Annotated in this window: 13 protein-coding genes; 8 read left to right on the forward strand and 5 right to left on the reverse strand. The window is 66.8% G+C overall.

Features of this window, described 5'->3' with window-relative positions:
• Together QZT59_RS00620 and QZT59_RS00625 are read left to right on the forward strand one after the other, a co-directional pair.
• Nucleotides 1-1,403 (forward strand): PGF-CTERM sorting domain-containing protein (locus tag QZT59_RS00620; RefSeq protein WP_290810012.1); only part of this gene is annotated, 1,403 nt, incomplete at its 5' end.
• A gap of 861 nt (nucleotides 1,404-2,264) precedes the next feature.
• Nucleotides 2,265-2,570, forward strand: coding sequence for a hypothetical protein (locus tag QZT59_RS00625; protein WP_290810014.1), 306 nt, complete (start codon nucleotides 2,265-2,267; stop codon nucleotides 2,568-2,570).
• Between the two features lie 168 nt (nucleotides 2,571-2,738).
• On the opposite strand, the gene QZT59_RS00630 is transcribed toward QZT59_RS00625, so the two are convergent.
• Nucleotides 2,739-4,955, reverse strand: coding sequence for a restriction endonuclease (locus tag QZT59_RS00630; RefSeq protein ID WP_290810016.1), 2,217 nt, complete (start codon nucleotides 4,953-4,955; stop codon nucleotides 2,739-2,741).
• A 123-nt stretch (nucleotides 4,956-5,078) separates the two neighbouring features.
• On the opposite strand from QZT59_RS00630, the gene QZT59_RS00635 reads away from it, so the two are divergent.
• Together QZT59_RS00635 and QZT59_RS00640 are read left to right on the forward strand one after the other, a co-directional pair.
• The gene (locus QZT59_RS00635) at nucleotides 5,079-5,744 is read left to right on the forward strand and encodes an MBL fold metallo-hydrolase (RefSeq protein ID WP_290810018.1); all 666 of its coding nucleotides are present in this window, start codon (nucleotides 5,079-5,081) and stop codon (nucleotides 5,742-5,744) included.
• 72 nt (nucleotides 5,745-5,816) lie between these two features.
• Nucleotides 5,817-5,966, forward strand: coding sequence for a hypothetical protein (locus tag QZT59_RS00640; protein WP_290810020.1), 150 nt, complete (start codon nucleotides 5,817-5,819; stop codon nucleotides 5,964-5,966).
• Between the two features lie 75 nt (nucleotides 5,967-6,041).
• Here the strand turns inward: QZT59_RS00640 and QZT59_RS00645 are convergent, their stop codons facing one another.
• The 3 genes from QZT59_RS00645 to QZT59_RS00655 form a co-directional block, all read right to left on the reverse strand.
• Nucleotides 6,042-6,629, reverse strand: coding sequence for an NAD(P)/FAD-dependent oxidoreductase (locus QZT59_RS00645; RefSeq protein ID WP_290810022.1), 588 nt, complete (start codon nucleotides 6,627-6,629; stop codon nucleotides 6,042-6,044).
• Between the two features lie 95 nt (nucleotides 6,630-6,724).
• The gene (locus tag QZT59_RS00650) at nucleotides 6,725-6,889 is read right to left on the reverse strand and encodes a hypothetical protein (RefSeq protein WP_290810024.1); all 165 of its coding nucleotides are present in this window, start codon (nucleotides 6,887-6,889) and stop codon (nucleotides 6,725-6,727) included.
• Nucleotides 6,890-6,980: 91 nt separating this feature from the next.
• Complete coding sequence (locus tag QZT59_RS00655) at nucleotides 6,981-7,631, reverse strand: NmrA/HSCARG family protein (RefSeq protein WP_290810026.1); 651 nt, start codon at nucleotides 7,629-7,631, stop codon at nucleotides 6,981-6,983.
• A gap of 142 nt (nucleotides 7,632-7,773) precedes the next feature.
• On the opposite strand from QZT59_RS00655, the gene QZT59_RS00660 reads away from it, so the two are divergent.
• Together QZT59_RS00660 and QZT59_RS00665 are read left to right on the forward strand one after the other, a co-directional pair.
• Nucleotides 7,774-8,121 carry a helix-turn-helix domain-containing protein gene (locus QZT59_RS00660; protein WP_290810028.1) on the forward strand — a complete coding sequence of 116 codons (348 nt, stop codon included), beginning with the start codon at nucleotides 7,774-7,776 and terminating at the stop codon, nucleotides 8,119-8,121.
• A gap of 218 nt (nucleotides 8,122-8,339) precedes the next feature.
• Nucleotides 8,340-9,407, forward strand: a complete 1,068-nt coding sequence (locus QZT59_RS00665) for a polymer-forming cytoskeletal protein (RefSeq protein WP_290810030.1) — start codon at nucleotides 8,340-8,342, stop codon at nucleotides 9,405-9,407.
• Nucleotides 9,408-9,538: 131 nt separating this feature from the next.
• Here QZT59_RS00665 and QZT59_RS00670 read toward each other — a convergent pair whose 3' ends face one another.
• On the reverse strand, nucleotides 9,539-9,973 hold the full coding sequence (locus QZT59_RS00670) for a hypothetical protein (RefSeq protein ID WP_290810032.1): 435 nt from the start codon (nucleotides 9,971-9,973) through the stop codon (nucleotides 9,539-9,541).
• 134 nt (nucleotides 9,974-10,107) lie between these two features.
• On the opposite strand from QZT59_RS00670, the gene QZT59_RS00675 reads away from it, so the two are divergent.
• Entirely contained in the window at nucleotides 10,108-13,218 is a 3,111-nt protein-coding gene (locus tag QZT59_RS00675) for an FAD-binding and (Fe-S)-binding domain-containing protein (RefSeq protein WP_290810034.1), read from the forward strand.
• A 73-nt stretch (nucleotides 13,219-13,291) separates the two neighbouring features.
• On the forward strand, nucleotides 13,292-14,260 hold the full coding sequence (locus tag QZT59_RS00680; protein WP_290810036.1) for an NDP-sugar synthase: 969 nt from the start codon (nucleotides 13,292-13,294) through the stop codon (nucleotides 14,258-14,260).
• Nucleotides 14,261-14,329: the final 69 nt, after the last annotated feature.

Raw genomic sequence — 14,329 nt, forward strand, 5'->3', positions numbered from 1 at the left:
ATATCGAGAACCCGCTCGACGACGATCCACGACGGATCGCCCTCGAGTTCGAGGACGGAGAGGCACTGGCAACGTTTGAGTTGCTCGACGAGGACGAGACGGCGGATCTCGATCTCGAGGAGTATGCAGAACTCGAGGCCTGGGATATCGACGACCCCTCGGTCAACGACACCTACTCCGTCGAAATCGTTGCCTCCCGACTCGCCTCGTTCGAGGTCCAGCCAGTCGACGAACCGATCGTGCAGGGTGAACCGCTCGAACTCGAGTTCGTCAACGCGACCGACATTGACGGAGAGCCGTACACCACCGGTGACGATTCCCTGACGAACATCGATATAGAGAACCCGCTCGACGATGACCCACGACGGGTCGCCCTGGAATTCGAAGATGGGGAGGCGCGTTCGACCTTCGAACTCCTCGACGAGGACGAAACTGAGGACCTCAGTCTCGGTGAAGTGTCTGGGTTAGAAGCCTGGGATATCGATGACTCCTCGGTCAACGACACCTATTCAGTCGATATTGTCGCCTCTCGTCTCGCCTCCTTCAAAGTACAGCCAATCGACGACCCGGTTGTACAGGGTGAGCCACTCGAACTTGAAGTTGTGAACGCAACCGACATCGACGGTGAGCCCTACACCACCGGCGACGACTCCATGACCAACATCGATATCGAGAATCCCCTCGATGACGACCCACGCCGGGTTGCGCTAGAGTTCGAGGACGGGGAAGCACTGACGACGTTCGAGCTCCTCGATGGCGACGAAACTGACACGCTCGAGACCGAGGAGTTTTCGAAACTTGAAGCGTGGGATATCGACGATCCGTCGGTCAACGATACCTATTCGGTCGAGATCGTTGCTGAATCCTCGCCATCACTGCCTCCAGCACCCTCGCCGTCAGCCGACATTTCGGTGACGAACGTGACCATCGACACCGAGCGTGTCGACGTTGGCGACACCGTTTCCCTCGATATCGTCCTCACAAACGAGGGCGACGGTGACGGCTCCGAGACCGTGATGGTCCGATTGGATGGCGAAGAGCTAGCATCGACGTCCGTTGATCTCGAAGGCGGGGAGACGACCACCGTCGACGTCGAAGTCGATCCCGGGGACCTCGAGACGGGGGTGTACGAACTCCAACTCGTCGACGAGGATAGCACCGTCCTCTCGGTGGTGGATTTCGAAGTCGAGAACGGCGAATCCGACGACGATGAGCCTTCGGGCGACGAAGCAGATGACGAGGAGAACGATGAAGCAGCGGGCAACGAAGCCGATGACGATGAGGACGACGGGGTAGCAGACGACGAAGCCGATGGCGACGAAATCCCTGGATTCGGGGTCGTCCTCGCTGTCGTCGCAATCCTGGGACTCTGCGTCCTCGGAGCGCGTAAACCGTCTGCCTGAGATTTTTCCTTTTACGACATTATTCCAATAACTCAGCACGCTGTTGTTCCTCCGGCGGAAACTGTGGCATCACGGCTGAAGTTGTAGGAATTCGGATCAACGGCTTCGATAGCCCCACACCAGCGGATGAAGACTCAGATAGTACTCTTCTTCGTCTGTAGTGATACGGCGCTGCGGTCGCCATCCACCTTGCACTGGGGTCGGTACTCGTGGAGATACCGTCCTGAGGCTGTTCAGATTGTCGATGTCTTTCTCATCACACCACCGTGCGAAGTGAAACGTTCGGTGTCGATGACCGTCAACCGTCTTTTCCATCGAGCACCTCGCTTTGCGGTCGAGATACAGCGGCTGGGCATACTCGGGCCAATCGGATCGAGGTCGAGTGATCTGTGGTCTTCCATGATTAACCACGGAGTTCCGATGGACCAAAACCCCCGACAGCGATGGGGCAACCAGTAGCGTTCAGTTCCCGAACGAATCAATATTCTTACTGACTCATTTCCGAGTTAGCCCATATTCTCTCGGCGAGCAACTCCACGAGCCGAGCGTACCGAACGCGGCCCGGATTCGAGTGACTGACGGCCACCGCCCGCAAGCGGAGCGGGCGAAACCGTATCCAGTTGGCTCGGATCCGAGTCGACCCGCCGATCGTCTGGCGAGCAAACGAGCGCAGAGCGACGGCGCCGAGGGCCACGAGCAAACGGGCCCAGAGCAACGCCGCCGAGGGCAACCAGAAGGGTGGATCCGTCGGGGGAGGCCAGTCCGAACGGCGGTAAACGAATTCTCTTCGGAGATAGTCGAGATATAGTGAATTTTTTTGGACAGGAAAGCTTATACCTACCCCACTGAGTTCCGAGGAGTATGGAATCCGAACGACCTCCACGAACGAATTTGGACGACACGAACGGACGGACCGACGCAAAGATCCTTACGATCGAAGGCCAGGGGACGCCCGCGGGCTTCGAGATCACGGTCGACGGTCGAATCGAGATGGACGCGGCCAATCCCCTCGAGGAGGCCACGATCGTCTCCGGCGCCGCCGTCCAGGGTGCCGTCGACGCCGACGTCCAGCGGTTTCTCGTCTACGGCGACGTGACCGACGTGACCTTCTTCGACCGCGGCGACGTCGACGGCTCGACGGTCGACCCCGAAGTCTACCTGGAGTAGACGACCGATTCGATACCCGCACTCCCGCGAAGAGCCGTCGGTTCGGTCGCCTGCGTCTGCGAGTCAGTCCACGGGATCGCCGAGCCAGTCGCCGGCGTCGCCCAGTCTGTCGCCAGCGTCTGCGGGTCAGTCGACGGAATCGGCGAGCCAGTCGACGGCGCGTCCGCGTCAGTCGACGACGTCGTCGATCCGCCGCGCGTCCGACGGAAGCAGGGTCTCATCGTAGCCCGATTCCAGGCGACGGATCGCCTCCAACCGGGCGATCGCGCCGTTGTACTCGCCGGCGTCGAGGCGTTCCGACGCCGCGGCGTGGAGAGCGCTCGCCGCGCCACGCTTGCCGGCCGGCCACGGGAGGACCTCGTAATAGCGCGCCGTCGCTCGTCGAAGGTGTCGCTGGACGACCGCTCGCTCCGTCGATCGGTCCGCCAGCAGCGACGCGAGTCGCAGGTGCGTGTCGGCCTGGGCGTTCGCCAGGCGTCGCCGTTCGCGAGGTCGCTCCGCCTCCTCGTACAGCAGCCACAGCTCGCGGAGCACCCCGCGAAGTTCGTCGATATCGCCATCGTTTCGAAGCGACGCCAGCCGCTCCTCCCACCGGGCGCGGTCGTGCTTTCTGACGACCCGTCCGTTCGTTGCGATGACGTAGCGCGGGTCGGCCCCGTCACCGAGTCGCAGGTGCCAGCCGCCGTCGCGGGTGACGAACTCCAGGGATTGGACGTTGCCGAGGCGGTTTTCGTGGTTCGCCGTCCGTTCGCCGCGATCGACGTCGTAGACGACGGTCCGGCGATCCGGCGCGAACGTCGACGCGGCGACGTACCGCCCGTCGGCCGAGATCGCACAGGGCCCGACGATCGCCGCGACGGTCCGCCGGAAGTTCTCTTCCCCGTCCGCGACGTCCACGTGAAGGTGCGTCGACTCACCGGACCCACCGGCGCGGGCGACGAGAACGGCGTCACCCGAATTCGCGATCGCGCCGTTCTCGACGGCCTCGACCGGCACCGTCCGGTGGAACTCGCCGTCCTCGTGAACGAACACTCGCTCCGGTGATCTGTCGCGGTGGCGATATCTCCCGCCGTCGGACGATCGCGATCGGGAGCCGTCGGCGTCGAGCGGCCGAGGGTCACCGGATTCGAGCGGACGACCAACGGCCAGTCGCCACCGGTCGTTCGGCGAACGCGCGACGGCACAGCGGTAGAGCCGACCCTCGTACTCGATCGTGCGAACCGTCGGCCCGCGCTCGCCGTGGACGACCCGCCCGCTCGACGGTTCTTCGCGCTCTGTGATTGCCCTCGACGACGACGCGATGGTCGGCGGATCCTCGCGCTCCGCGATCCCGGTCGACGACGCGATGGTCGGCGGATGACCGGGATTTCCCGTCGTCGCGTTCGACCGGGATCGCTCTCCGGGCGGCCGCCTGGAAGACCCGCCGATCGAATTCCCGTCCATCCCGCGATCGCGCTCGCGCTCGCGAAGTCGGCGTCGACGCCGGTATAGGTACACCGCCCCGGGGACGATCGCGAAGATACCGACGAGCGACGGAACCACGTACAGCCACGCGTTCTCCGGCCAGGTGACCCGCTCGGAGACGGCCGCGGCGTCCATGTAAATGGCCAGCGGAAGCGCGGGCCACGCCGCGAGAAAGACGAGCGCCGGGGCGGGATCGGAGAGGACGTTCACGCCGACCACGAGGGCGATCCAGCCCCCGACGCTCGCGAGGATCAGACGGTGCCACCGGTCGGGGACGGACCGGGCGTCGTCGTCCGCGACGTCGTGGCGCCGGTCGAACCGGGCGTGCACGATCGAGTTCTCGGATCGGCGTCGAGAACGGGCAGCGTCCGGTCCTTCGCAAGTCGGCCCGTCGTCGATCGTCACCGGAGCGTACGACGCGAGCAGTTCGACGAGTTCCGCGTCCGCGATCAGGTCGGCGAGTGCCTGCGCGTCGAGGATCGTCACGCCCAGCTCGTCAGCGAGTCGCCGGCTTCGACCCGGGACGTGACCCGTCGTGAGGAGGATCGGCTCGTCGATCTCGACGGAGACCTCCGCGACGGAGGAGATTCGGCGGACCGTCTCGGCGTCGAGCGTCGCGTGTTCGCCGTACGGTGCGGTGACCAAAAGCGCGGATCGATCGTCGGATCCACCGGTCCTCGCGACTCCGGTCGGATCGTCGTCCCCGAGCGGTTCGATCGGTTCCGTCTCCCAGCCCAGCGCCTCCCAGAGGGCGAGGGCGAAGCGATCGACCGTCGCGGCTTCCATCGCACGGAGGGCGTCGACCGTACCTCCCCGCTCGACGGCCAGGTTCGGCGTCGAGACGAACGAGGTGCTCGCCGCCGACTCGGCCGGGCTGGGGTCCGTCGACCGCCGGAGGAGCGCCGAGAGACGGTGACGCATGCCACCGCCTACGCGGGGAGCGATCATTATTGTCCCGGGGCCGCACGGACGTACGCCGCGGATCGCACTCCCGGACGTCCCCCTCTCCCCTTATTTCATTCGCCGTGGTAGCGACCGGCGATCATGGTAGTCGAGCACGGCGAACTCCGATTCGAGCGACTCGGGCACGCGAGTGTCCGCATCGAGACGGGCGACGGTACCGTCATCTACCTCGACCCGTGGAGCGAGGTCCTGGACGGCGCACCCGACGACGGGGACCTCGTCTTCGTCACCCACGACGACTTCGATCACTACGACCCGGACGGCATCGGAGCGATCGCGCGCGATGACGCCACGGTCGCCGTCTACGAAGCGGTGGACGCGAGCGAGCTCGCGTTCGACGTCGTCGAGCTCCCGCACGAGGGCGAGCGGACGGTCGACGGTGTCGGCGTTCGATCGATTCCAGCGCACAACGACCCGTCGGGCGACCACGTCGACGACGACGGCGATCCGTTCCACGACGAGGGCGAGGTGGTCGGGCTGGTTCTGACCGTCGACGGAACCGACGTCTATTACCCGTCCGACACGGACTTCCTCGATCACCACGGGGACGTCGACGCGGACGTCTTCCTCCCACCGATCGGCGGCCATTACACGATGGATCGTCACGAGGCCGCCGACTTCGCGCGCGCCGTCGACGCCGACCTCGTGCTCCCGGTCCACTACGACACCTTCGAGGCCATCGAGACCGACGCCGAAGCGTTCCGCGAGGAGCTCGCGGCCGACGGGATCGCCGTCGAGCTCTTCTAGTTTCACTTTCGATCCGGTTGGATCGCCCTTTTGCCCGATCGGGACGGGTATCCACACGATCCCCGTTCACCCATGTCCAGCGAGCAATCCGTGGCAGGCGACTGTCCGCACTGTCGGGCGGCCGTCCCTCGATCGCGCGTCATCATCGAGTACGAAACCGACGCCGGACCCGGCGTCTACGCCGAGTGTCCCGAGTGCGAGGACGTCGTCGCGCCGACCTGATCGAATCCGGTCCCCGCGTCCTCCCGCGTACTCGGCGACGCGGCGAAATAGACCGGCGGCGTCCGGGAGCGTCGATCACCCGGCGTCGACGAGGCTCGCGTAGACGTTCTCCGCGTCGGCCGGGGTGTCGAAGTCGTGGAAGTTGTCGCCGCGCGCTTTCGTCAGCACGTTGAGCGCCGCCGCGGCACCGTCCCCCGCGGAGATGACCGCCTGCCACTCCTCGGCTCGCACCATGGCGCCGGTCGCGTAGACGTTCTCGACCGACGTCTCCATCGTCACGTCGACGTCGACCACCTCGTCGTCGGTGAACCGACAGCCGAGCGACTCCGCGAGCGACCGATCCGCGCCCGTCGCGAGGACGACGTACGGCGCCTCGTACTCGCCGTCGTCGGTCCGAACGGTCGTCCCGCCCTCGCCTCGGTCGACGGCCTCGACCGTCTCGCCCTGGTGCCGGTCGACGTCGAAGGTATCGACCTGGTTCCGGAGAATCTCCAGAAAGACCGACCCGTCGACGGACCCGATTCCCGGATAGTTGAAGAGGTGGGCCTTGTGCATCCACGTCCCGTCGGCGTCGAAGACGGTCGTCTCGAGACCGTTCTTCGCCGTGAACAGTGCAGCGGTGAGGCCGGCGGGACCGCCGCCGACGACGAGTACGTCGCTCATGAGCGGGCGTTCCACGACCCCCGTAAAAAGCGTGTGCGTCGGATCCCGTCGAACCGTCGCCCGGACGTCCGGGCCGACGGACCTGTCGGACCGACTTACGACATCGCCTTCACCCAGCCGGGCGTGGCCGCCATCCCATCTTTGTCCTCCCAGCCGTGCGCGCGGAGGTACCCGTCGAGCTCCGTGAATTCGAAGCCGAACCGCTCCTCGAGCGCCTCGGGGTCCCCGTCGTAGCCGACCTCGTTGAACCACTCGCACATGACGGCGAACTCCTCGCCGAAATCGTCGAAGGCGTCCTCGACGGGGACGTGGTACGGCTCGACGTCGACACCCGTAACCGTCGAGAGCGCGTCAGCCGTCTCCGCCAGCGTCAGCTCGTCCCCCGCGAGTATCGAACCGCTCGCCGACGAAGTCCCCGGGATTCGCGACGGCCACTGCGGCGGCGCGACCGACGTCGTCGACGTCGACCATCTGGAGTGAAACGCCCGCCTCGAGCGGAAGGGCGATCGTCCCGTCCAGAATATCCTCGGCGAACGCCTCGAGGTTCTGGAAGAAGAACACCGGTTGGAGTACGGTCATCGGGAGGTCGCGGTCGCGGGCGTGGCGCTCGATCTCCCGAGCCGAGTCGAAGTGGGGAACCCCGGTGTCCCGGTGATGACTCCCGACCCCGCTGAAGACGAACTGTTCGACGCCCTCCTCGGCCGCCACGTCGGCGAGATTCGTCCCCTGCTGGACCTGTCGCTCGTACCCCTGCGTCCAGAAGTTCGTCACCGCGAAGACGGCGTCGGCGTCGGCGACGTGCGGCCGCAGGGAGTCGGGTTCGTTCAGATCGCCCTCGACCATCGTCACGCCGCGGTCGGTCAGCGCGCTCGCCGCGTCGCTTCCACTATCACGCGTGAGCCCCCGCACGTCGAAAGACTCCTCGCGAGCGAGAAGGTGGTCGATCGCTGCCCCACCCTGGTTGCCGGTCGCCCCCGCGACGAGAACGGTCGTCGCCGTCATCACGCCCACCCCTCGGTCGAGCCGTCCGATCGGGTTCCGAGCGAGACCGTCCCGCGGCGCACATTTGGTTTCATTGCGTTACCAGGTTCGGCACGGAATCTATATATCTGCTCGGCGACAAGGGAGCCACCACGTAACGGCCATGTCACGGAACTCTACCGCGGCTGAGACGAGCGTCGAGGAGCGCAATCCGGAAGCCTGTCCGGTGGTCGAGGCGGTCGAACAGATCGGATCCCAGTGGCGACTGCTGGTCCTCCACGACCTCCAGGACGGCGAGAAGCGGTTCAACGAGATCAAGCGATCGACGGGCGCCAACTCCCGGACGCTGTCGCGAGTGCTCGACGATCTCGGCGAAACCGGACTCGTCTCGCGTCGAGTCGAAGAGCAGCCGATCGCCAGCTACTACAGCCTCACCGAGAAGGGCGAGGCGCTCTGCCCGGTACTGGAAGACATCGAGCGGTGGGCGACCGAGTGGATCGACGACACGTAGCGACGCATCGGCCGCCCAAACCGCGCGTACACCGGTGAATCCGGTTCGTAGGCATCGGGACCGCCTCAGGATACACGAAACTGGAGAGCTGCAAGCGATCGCTTCCGTTCGGGTTACCGGTCCGAGTCCGCGGAGTGACCGCCGTCACCGCCCTCGAGACCCTCCGCTTTGTTGTAATTCTGTGAACAGTATAAGCCGCTCCGCGGACTACTGGGCGTATGAGATCGCCACACGCTCACCGCTTCGCGGTGTGGATCCTCGTCGTTACCCTCGCTCTCGCACTCGTGCCGGGAGTTGCGATCGCCGAGACCGGCGTGGGCGGGACTGTCGTCGTGGAAGAGGGAGAAACCGTCTCCGAGGTAAGCGCCGTCGCCGGGAGCGTGATCGTCGAGGGGACCGTCACGGGGGACGTCTCCGCGCTCGCCGGGAACGTCCACGTCGACGGAACGGTGGAGGGCGACCTCGACGTCGCCGCCGGCAACGTCCGCATCGCCGGTACGGTCGACGGCGACGTCTCGACCGGGGCCGGGAACGTCCACGTCGAGGACGGTGGGGAAGTGGGCGGCACCTTCGACGTCGGCGCAGCGAACGTCCTGATCGACGGCAGCATCGACGGCGACGCCACGGTCGGGGCGGACACGATCCGCCTCGGTGACGACGCCGCGCTCGGCGGTTCGTTGACCTACGACGGCTCGCTCGAGGGCAACACTGACGCGGTTGCCGGCGACGTCACTCACGATTCGACGCTCGGTGTCGGACTCGTCGGCGACGTCCAGCCGCTGGCGTCGTGGCTCTTCGCCGTCTACGCGTTCGCGCTCAATCTCCTCCTCGGAGCGCTCCTGTTGGCGCTGTTCCCGCGGTTCTCCACGGCGGTCGGCGACCGAGTCGCGGCCGATCCGGTGAGGACCGGGGCTATCGGGCTGGCCGTGCTCGTCGGCGTGCCGATCCTGCTGATCGCGCTCGCGATCACCGTGATCGGCATCCCCGTCACGATCGTCGGCGCGCTGGCGTTCGCCATCGTCGTCTGGATCGCCCTCGTCTACGGTCGGTTCGCGGTCGGTTCGTGGTTGCTGTCGTACGCCGACGTCGAGAACCGGTGGCTGGCGCTGTTCGTCGGCTTGCTCGTCGGATCGGTGCTCGCGCAACTCCCCTGGGTGGGCGGATTGGCCAACTTCGTGATCCTCCTGCTCGGGCTCGGATCGCTGTCGGCCGGGCTCTACGTCCACCGCAAGCGAAGCCGACCGGTTCCGACGGCCGCAGGGCCCGGCGAACCCGCCTCGGATTAATTCGCCGACCGGTTCCGCCCGGATGGGACGTCGAAGATCTTCCCAGCGTCGTCGGTCTCGGGGCAGTCGGCGCGTCGACTCGCTACTCTCGGGGCGGACCTGCACCGACTCGCTAACGAAGCAGGCCCCGATCACCGACCGGCTCCGTCGCTCGACGGACACCGAACGACGAACGCCAGCTCGTCGTCCTCCAGAACCACCAGCAGCCTGTCGCCTTCCTCCACGTCCGGCAGCTCCTCTCGCGGTTCGACCAGCTCGTCGTAGACGCCGTCCTCGTCCTGCAGGAGTATCACGACGTGGCGGCCGTCGACGATCCGGTCGACGACGCCCTCGTGGAGTTCGAAGCGGTCGGGAAGCGCGACCGCCACCTCCTCGGGATCCCGGCTTCCGCGTCGGTCGACGGCCGCTTCGAGCGCGTCCCGATCGACGGTCTCGAGAGCGGTTCGCTTCTCTTCGGAATCGACCGCCGACGCAGCAGCGGCGCCGGTGAGCGCCGCACCGGCGAGGCCGAGCGACGCGATCGTCTTGCAGACGGTTCGACGGGTCGTGTGGATTTCGTCCCGCATGGCGTGGCCTGGCCGCGTTTCCCGGTATAAATGGCAGGAATGTCAGTTCCGATATGGTCTGCTGTCGCACGCACCGTCGAATCCGCCCCGAACCGTCCGCACGTTTAATTGTGTCCACGACACAGGGACGGAACATGGCGACGGAGGGTGGCCCGGCGGAGGACGCCAGAGCGACGTACGATTACGCGAGCGACGACGGCGAGCGGCCCGGACTGGCCGCCGACCTCGCGGCGCGCGTGGACGGGGAGGTTCGGATGGACAGTTACTCGCGCTCGCTGTATGCGACCGACGCGAGCCCCTACGAGGTGACGCCGATCGGCGTGGTCTTCCCGCGATCGGGCGGAGACGTCGCCGCCGTAATGGACTACTGTGGGGAGCGAGAGATCCCCGTCCTCCCGCGCGGGGGCGGGACGAGCCTGGCCGGGCAGACGGTCAATCGCGCCGTCGTCCTCGACTTCAGCCGCCACATGAACGACGTGATCGACGTCGATCCCGACGCGCGGACCGCCACCGTCCAGTCGGGGACGATCCTGGGAACCCTCAACGAACGACTCGCACCCCACGGACTCAAGTTCGCACCGGATCCCGCCTGGGGCGACAAGAGCGCGATCGGCGGCGCGATCGGCAACAACTCGACGGGCGCCCACTCGCTGCAGTACGGGAAGACCGACGCGTACGTCGAGGAGTGCGAGGTGGTGCTGGCGGACGGCACCGTGACCCGATTCGGCGATATCGAGGTGTCGGAACTGGAAGACCGGGGCGATCCCGACGGCGACCTCGAAGCGCGGATCTACGCAGAAGTCGCGCGGATCCTCGAGGAAGACGCCGACGCCATCGACGAGGCCTACCCGGATTTGAAGCGCAACGTCTCCGGGTACAACCTCGACCGGCTCGTGGCCGAGGCCCGTGGCGAACGACTCCCGGGCGGGGAAGCGACCGGCGAGGCGGGAAGGATCAACCTCGCCCGACTGCTCGCCGGCAGCGAGGGGACCCTCGCGATCGTCACCGAAGCGACCGTCTCGCTCGAGCCGATCCCCGAGACGAAGTCGGTCGCGCTGCTGTGCTACCGGGACCTGCACGACGCGATGGCGGACGTCGCGCCGATCCTCGACCACGATCCCGCGGCCGTCGAGGTGCTCGACGACGTACTGCTCGACCTCGCCCGCGGAACCGCCGAGTTCGGCCCCGTCGCGGCGCGACTGCCCGAGGGGACGAACGCGACGCTGCTCGTGGAGTTCTACGCCGAGGACGACGCCGAACGACGGGCGAAGGTCGCCGGGCTGCTCGCCGACCGCTGTCCGACCGTGAAGCCGGTGGCGTCGCCACCCGGCGGGGCGCCCGAATCCTCCGCGGCGGCGACGGCGATCGACGCGCTCGAAGCCTACGAACGGGCCGACCGGACGTCGCTGTGGAAGCTCCGAAAGTCCGGCCTGCCGATCTTGCTCTCCCGGACGACCGACGAGAAGCACATCTCGTTCATCGAGGACACGGCGGTCCCGCCGGATCGACTCCCCGAGTTCGTCGAGGCGTTCGAATCCATCCTCGAGTCCTACGACACCTACGCCACCTTCTACGCGCACGCCGGACCGGGCGTCCTGCACGTTCGCCCGCTGGTGAACACGAAGACCGAGTTCGGCCTCGACCAACTCCACGGGATCGCCGACGAGGTGACGGATCTCGTCGTCGAGATGGGCGGGGCGGTCTCGGGCGAGCACGGCGACGGGCGAGCGCGAACGATGTGGAATCGGAAACTGTACGGCGAGCGCGTCTGGGAGACATTCCTGGGCCTGAAGACGGCGTTCGACCCCGAATGGCTGCTCAACCCCGGTCAGGTGTGCGGGCTCGACGCCGCGGACATTCCCGACGGCGGACCGGCCCGGGGGGCGACGGTCGAATTGCGTGAGGACCTTCGATTCGACCCGGACTACGAGTTCGAAAGCGGCTTCAGGCCGGAACTGGCCTGGGAGAACGATAACGGCTTTCAGGGGATGGTCGAGCTCTGTCACGGCTGCGGCGGGTGTCGGGGCGAGCAGTCCACCACGGGCGGCGTGATGTGTCCGACGTTCCGCGCGAGCCGGGAGGAGATCACGAGCACGCGCGGCCGCGCGAACGCGCTCCGGCGGGCGATGAGCGGCGAGCTGCCGTCCGAGGAGGCCTTTTCCGACGAGTTCGTCCGGGAGGTGATGGACCTCTGCATCGGCTGCAAGGGTTGCGCCGTGGACTGCCCGAGCGAGGTCGACATGGCGAAGCTCAAGGCGGAGGTCACCCACGAGTACCATCGGCGCAACGGCGCCTCGGTGCGGGACCACCTCTTCGCCCGCGTGCACGAGCTCTCGAAGTGGGGAAGCCGACTCGCCCCCCTCTCGAACGCCCTGCCGAGGATTCCCGGGTCGAGATGGGTGCTCGAGCGAACCGTCGGGATCGCCGCCGACCGACCGCTCCCGACGTTTCACCGCCGGACGTTCCGAACCTGGTTCGAGGATCGACCGCGGCGGGTCGCGTCTCCCGACTGGGGCCGGAAGGCGATCCTCTACCCCGACACGTTCACGAACTACTCGAACCCCGACGCCGGCCGGGCGGCCGTTCGGGTCCTCGAAGCCGCGGGCGTCCGCCTGGCGGTACCGCCCGCGCTCGGCGACACCGGCCGACCGGCGTTCTCGAAGGGATTTCTCGACCTGGCACGCGACCGGGCCCGCGAAAACGTCCGGACGCTCGCGCCGCTCGTCGAGGACGGGTGGGACGTCGTGGTGATCGAGCCCTCCGACGCCGTCATGTTGCAGTCCGACTATCGCGACCTGTTCCCGGGCGAGGAGACGGATCGACTCGCCGACGCCACCTACGCCGTCTGCGAGTACCTCGACCGTTTCGACCTCGATCGCGAAGTCGCCGTCGAACCGGCCGCGCCGACGGCGCTGACCTACCACGGCCACTGCCACCAGAAGGCCGGCAAGGCCGACGGTCACGCGGTCGCGGTACTCCGACGGGCGGGCTACGAGGTCGACCGACTCGACTCCGGCTGCTGCGGGATGGCCGGCAGCTTCGGCTACGAGGCCGAACACGCCTCGATGAGCGACGCGATCGCGTCCGTCCTCTTCGAGCAGGTGAGCGAGAGTGCCGGCGAGCGGGTCGTCGCACCGGGTGCCTCCTGTCGGACGCAGCTCGAGACGCGACCGACGGGGGACTCGCCGCCGACCCCGATCGAGGTCCTGGCCGAGGGCCTCGAGGCGGCGTCGACCGAACGCTGATCGCCCGACGTCGCCGCGGCGAGCCCGAAAGCAAGGGCAAGAGACTTACTCCACCGGAGTGAAGCGGGGTGACATGAAAGCCGTCGTGCTCGCCGGCGGGTACGCGACGCGGTTGTGGCCGATCACGAAGCATCGGCCGAAGATGTTCCTCCCGGTGGGCGAATCGACCGTCGTCGACCGGATCTTCGCGGAGCTAGAGCGGGACGACCGCATCGACGAGGTGTTCGTCAGCACCAACGAGCGGTTCGCTCCCGACTTCGAGGCGCACCTCGCCGAGGCCGACTACGAGAAACCGCGGCTCTCGGTCGAGGAGACGACCGGGGAGGACGACAAGTTCGGCGTCGTCGGAGCGCTGGCCCAGTTGATCGACCGGGAGGGCGTCGACGACGACCTCCTCGTGATCGCCGGCGACAACCTCATCAGCTTCGCGGTCGCCGACTTCCTCGACTACTTCGAATCGCGCGAGGCGCCGACGCTCGCCGCCTACGACGTCGGGTCCCGGGAGAAAGCGAAGGCGTACGGGCTCGTCGAACTCGAGGGGGACCGGGTCGTCGACTTCCAGGAGAAACCGGACGATCCGAAGAGCACCCTCGTCTCCATCGCCTGTTACGCCTTCCCGCGTGATACCCTCTCGTTGCTCTCGATGTACCTCTCGGAGGGGAACAACCCGGACGAGCCGGGCTGGTTCGTCCAGTGGCTCCAGGAACGCGAACCGACCTACGCCTACCCCTTCGAGGAGGCGTGGTTCGACATCGGCACGCCCGAGAGCTACCTCGACGCCGTCGCCTGGCACCTCGACGGCGAGTCGCTGGTCGACGAGAGCGCGACACTCGAGGGGGCGTCCATCGGCGAGAACGTCCACGTGATGGGCGACGCCGAGATCGTGAACACGAACCTCGATCACGCGATCGTCTTCTCGAACGTGACACTCAGAAACGTCGACATTCGTCGCTCGATCATCGACGAGGACACGCTCCTCGAAGACATCGATCTGGCGGGGGCGCTGATCGGCGCTCACACGCAGATCTCGACGAACGAGTGAGCGAACGCCGGCGACTCGCTCATCGGCCGGAGGGGAGGCCGGCCGCGACGGTCCGGGCGATACACCTTT

Origin of the sequence: Halovivax sp., from assembly GCA_007119345.1 — an archaeon.
Lineage (GTDB): Archaea > Halobacteriota > Halobacteria > Halobacteriales > Natrialbaceae > Halovivax.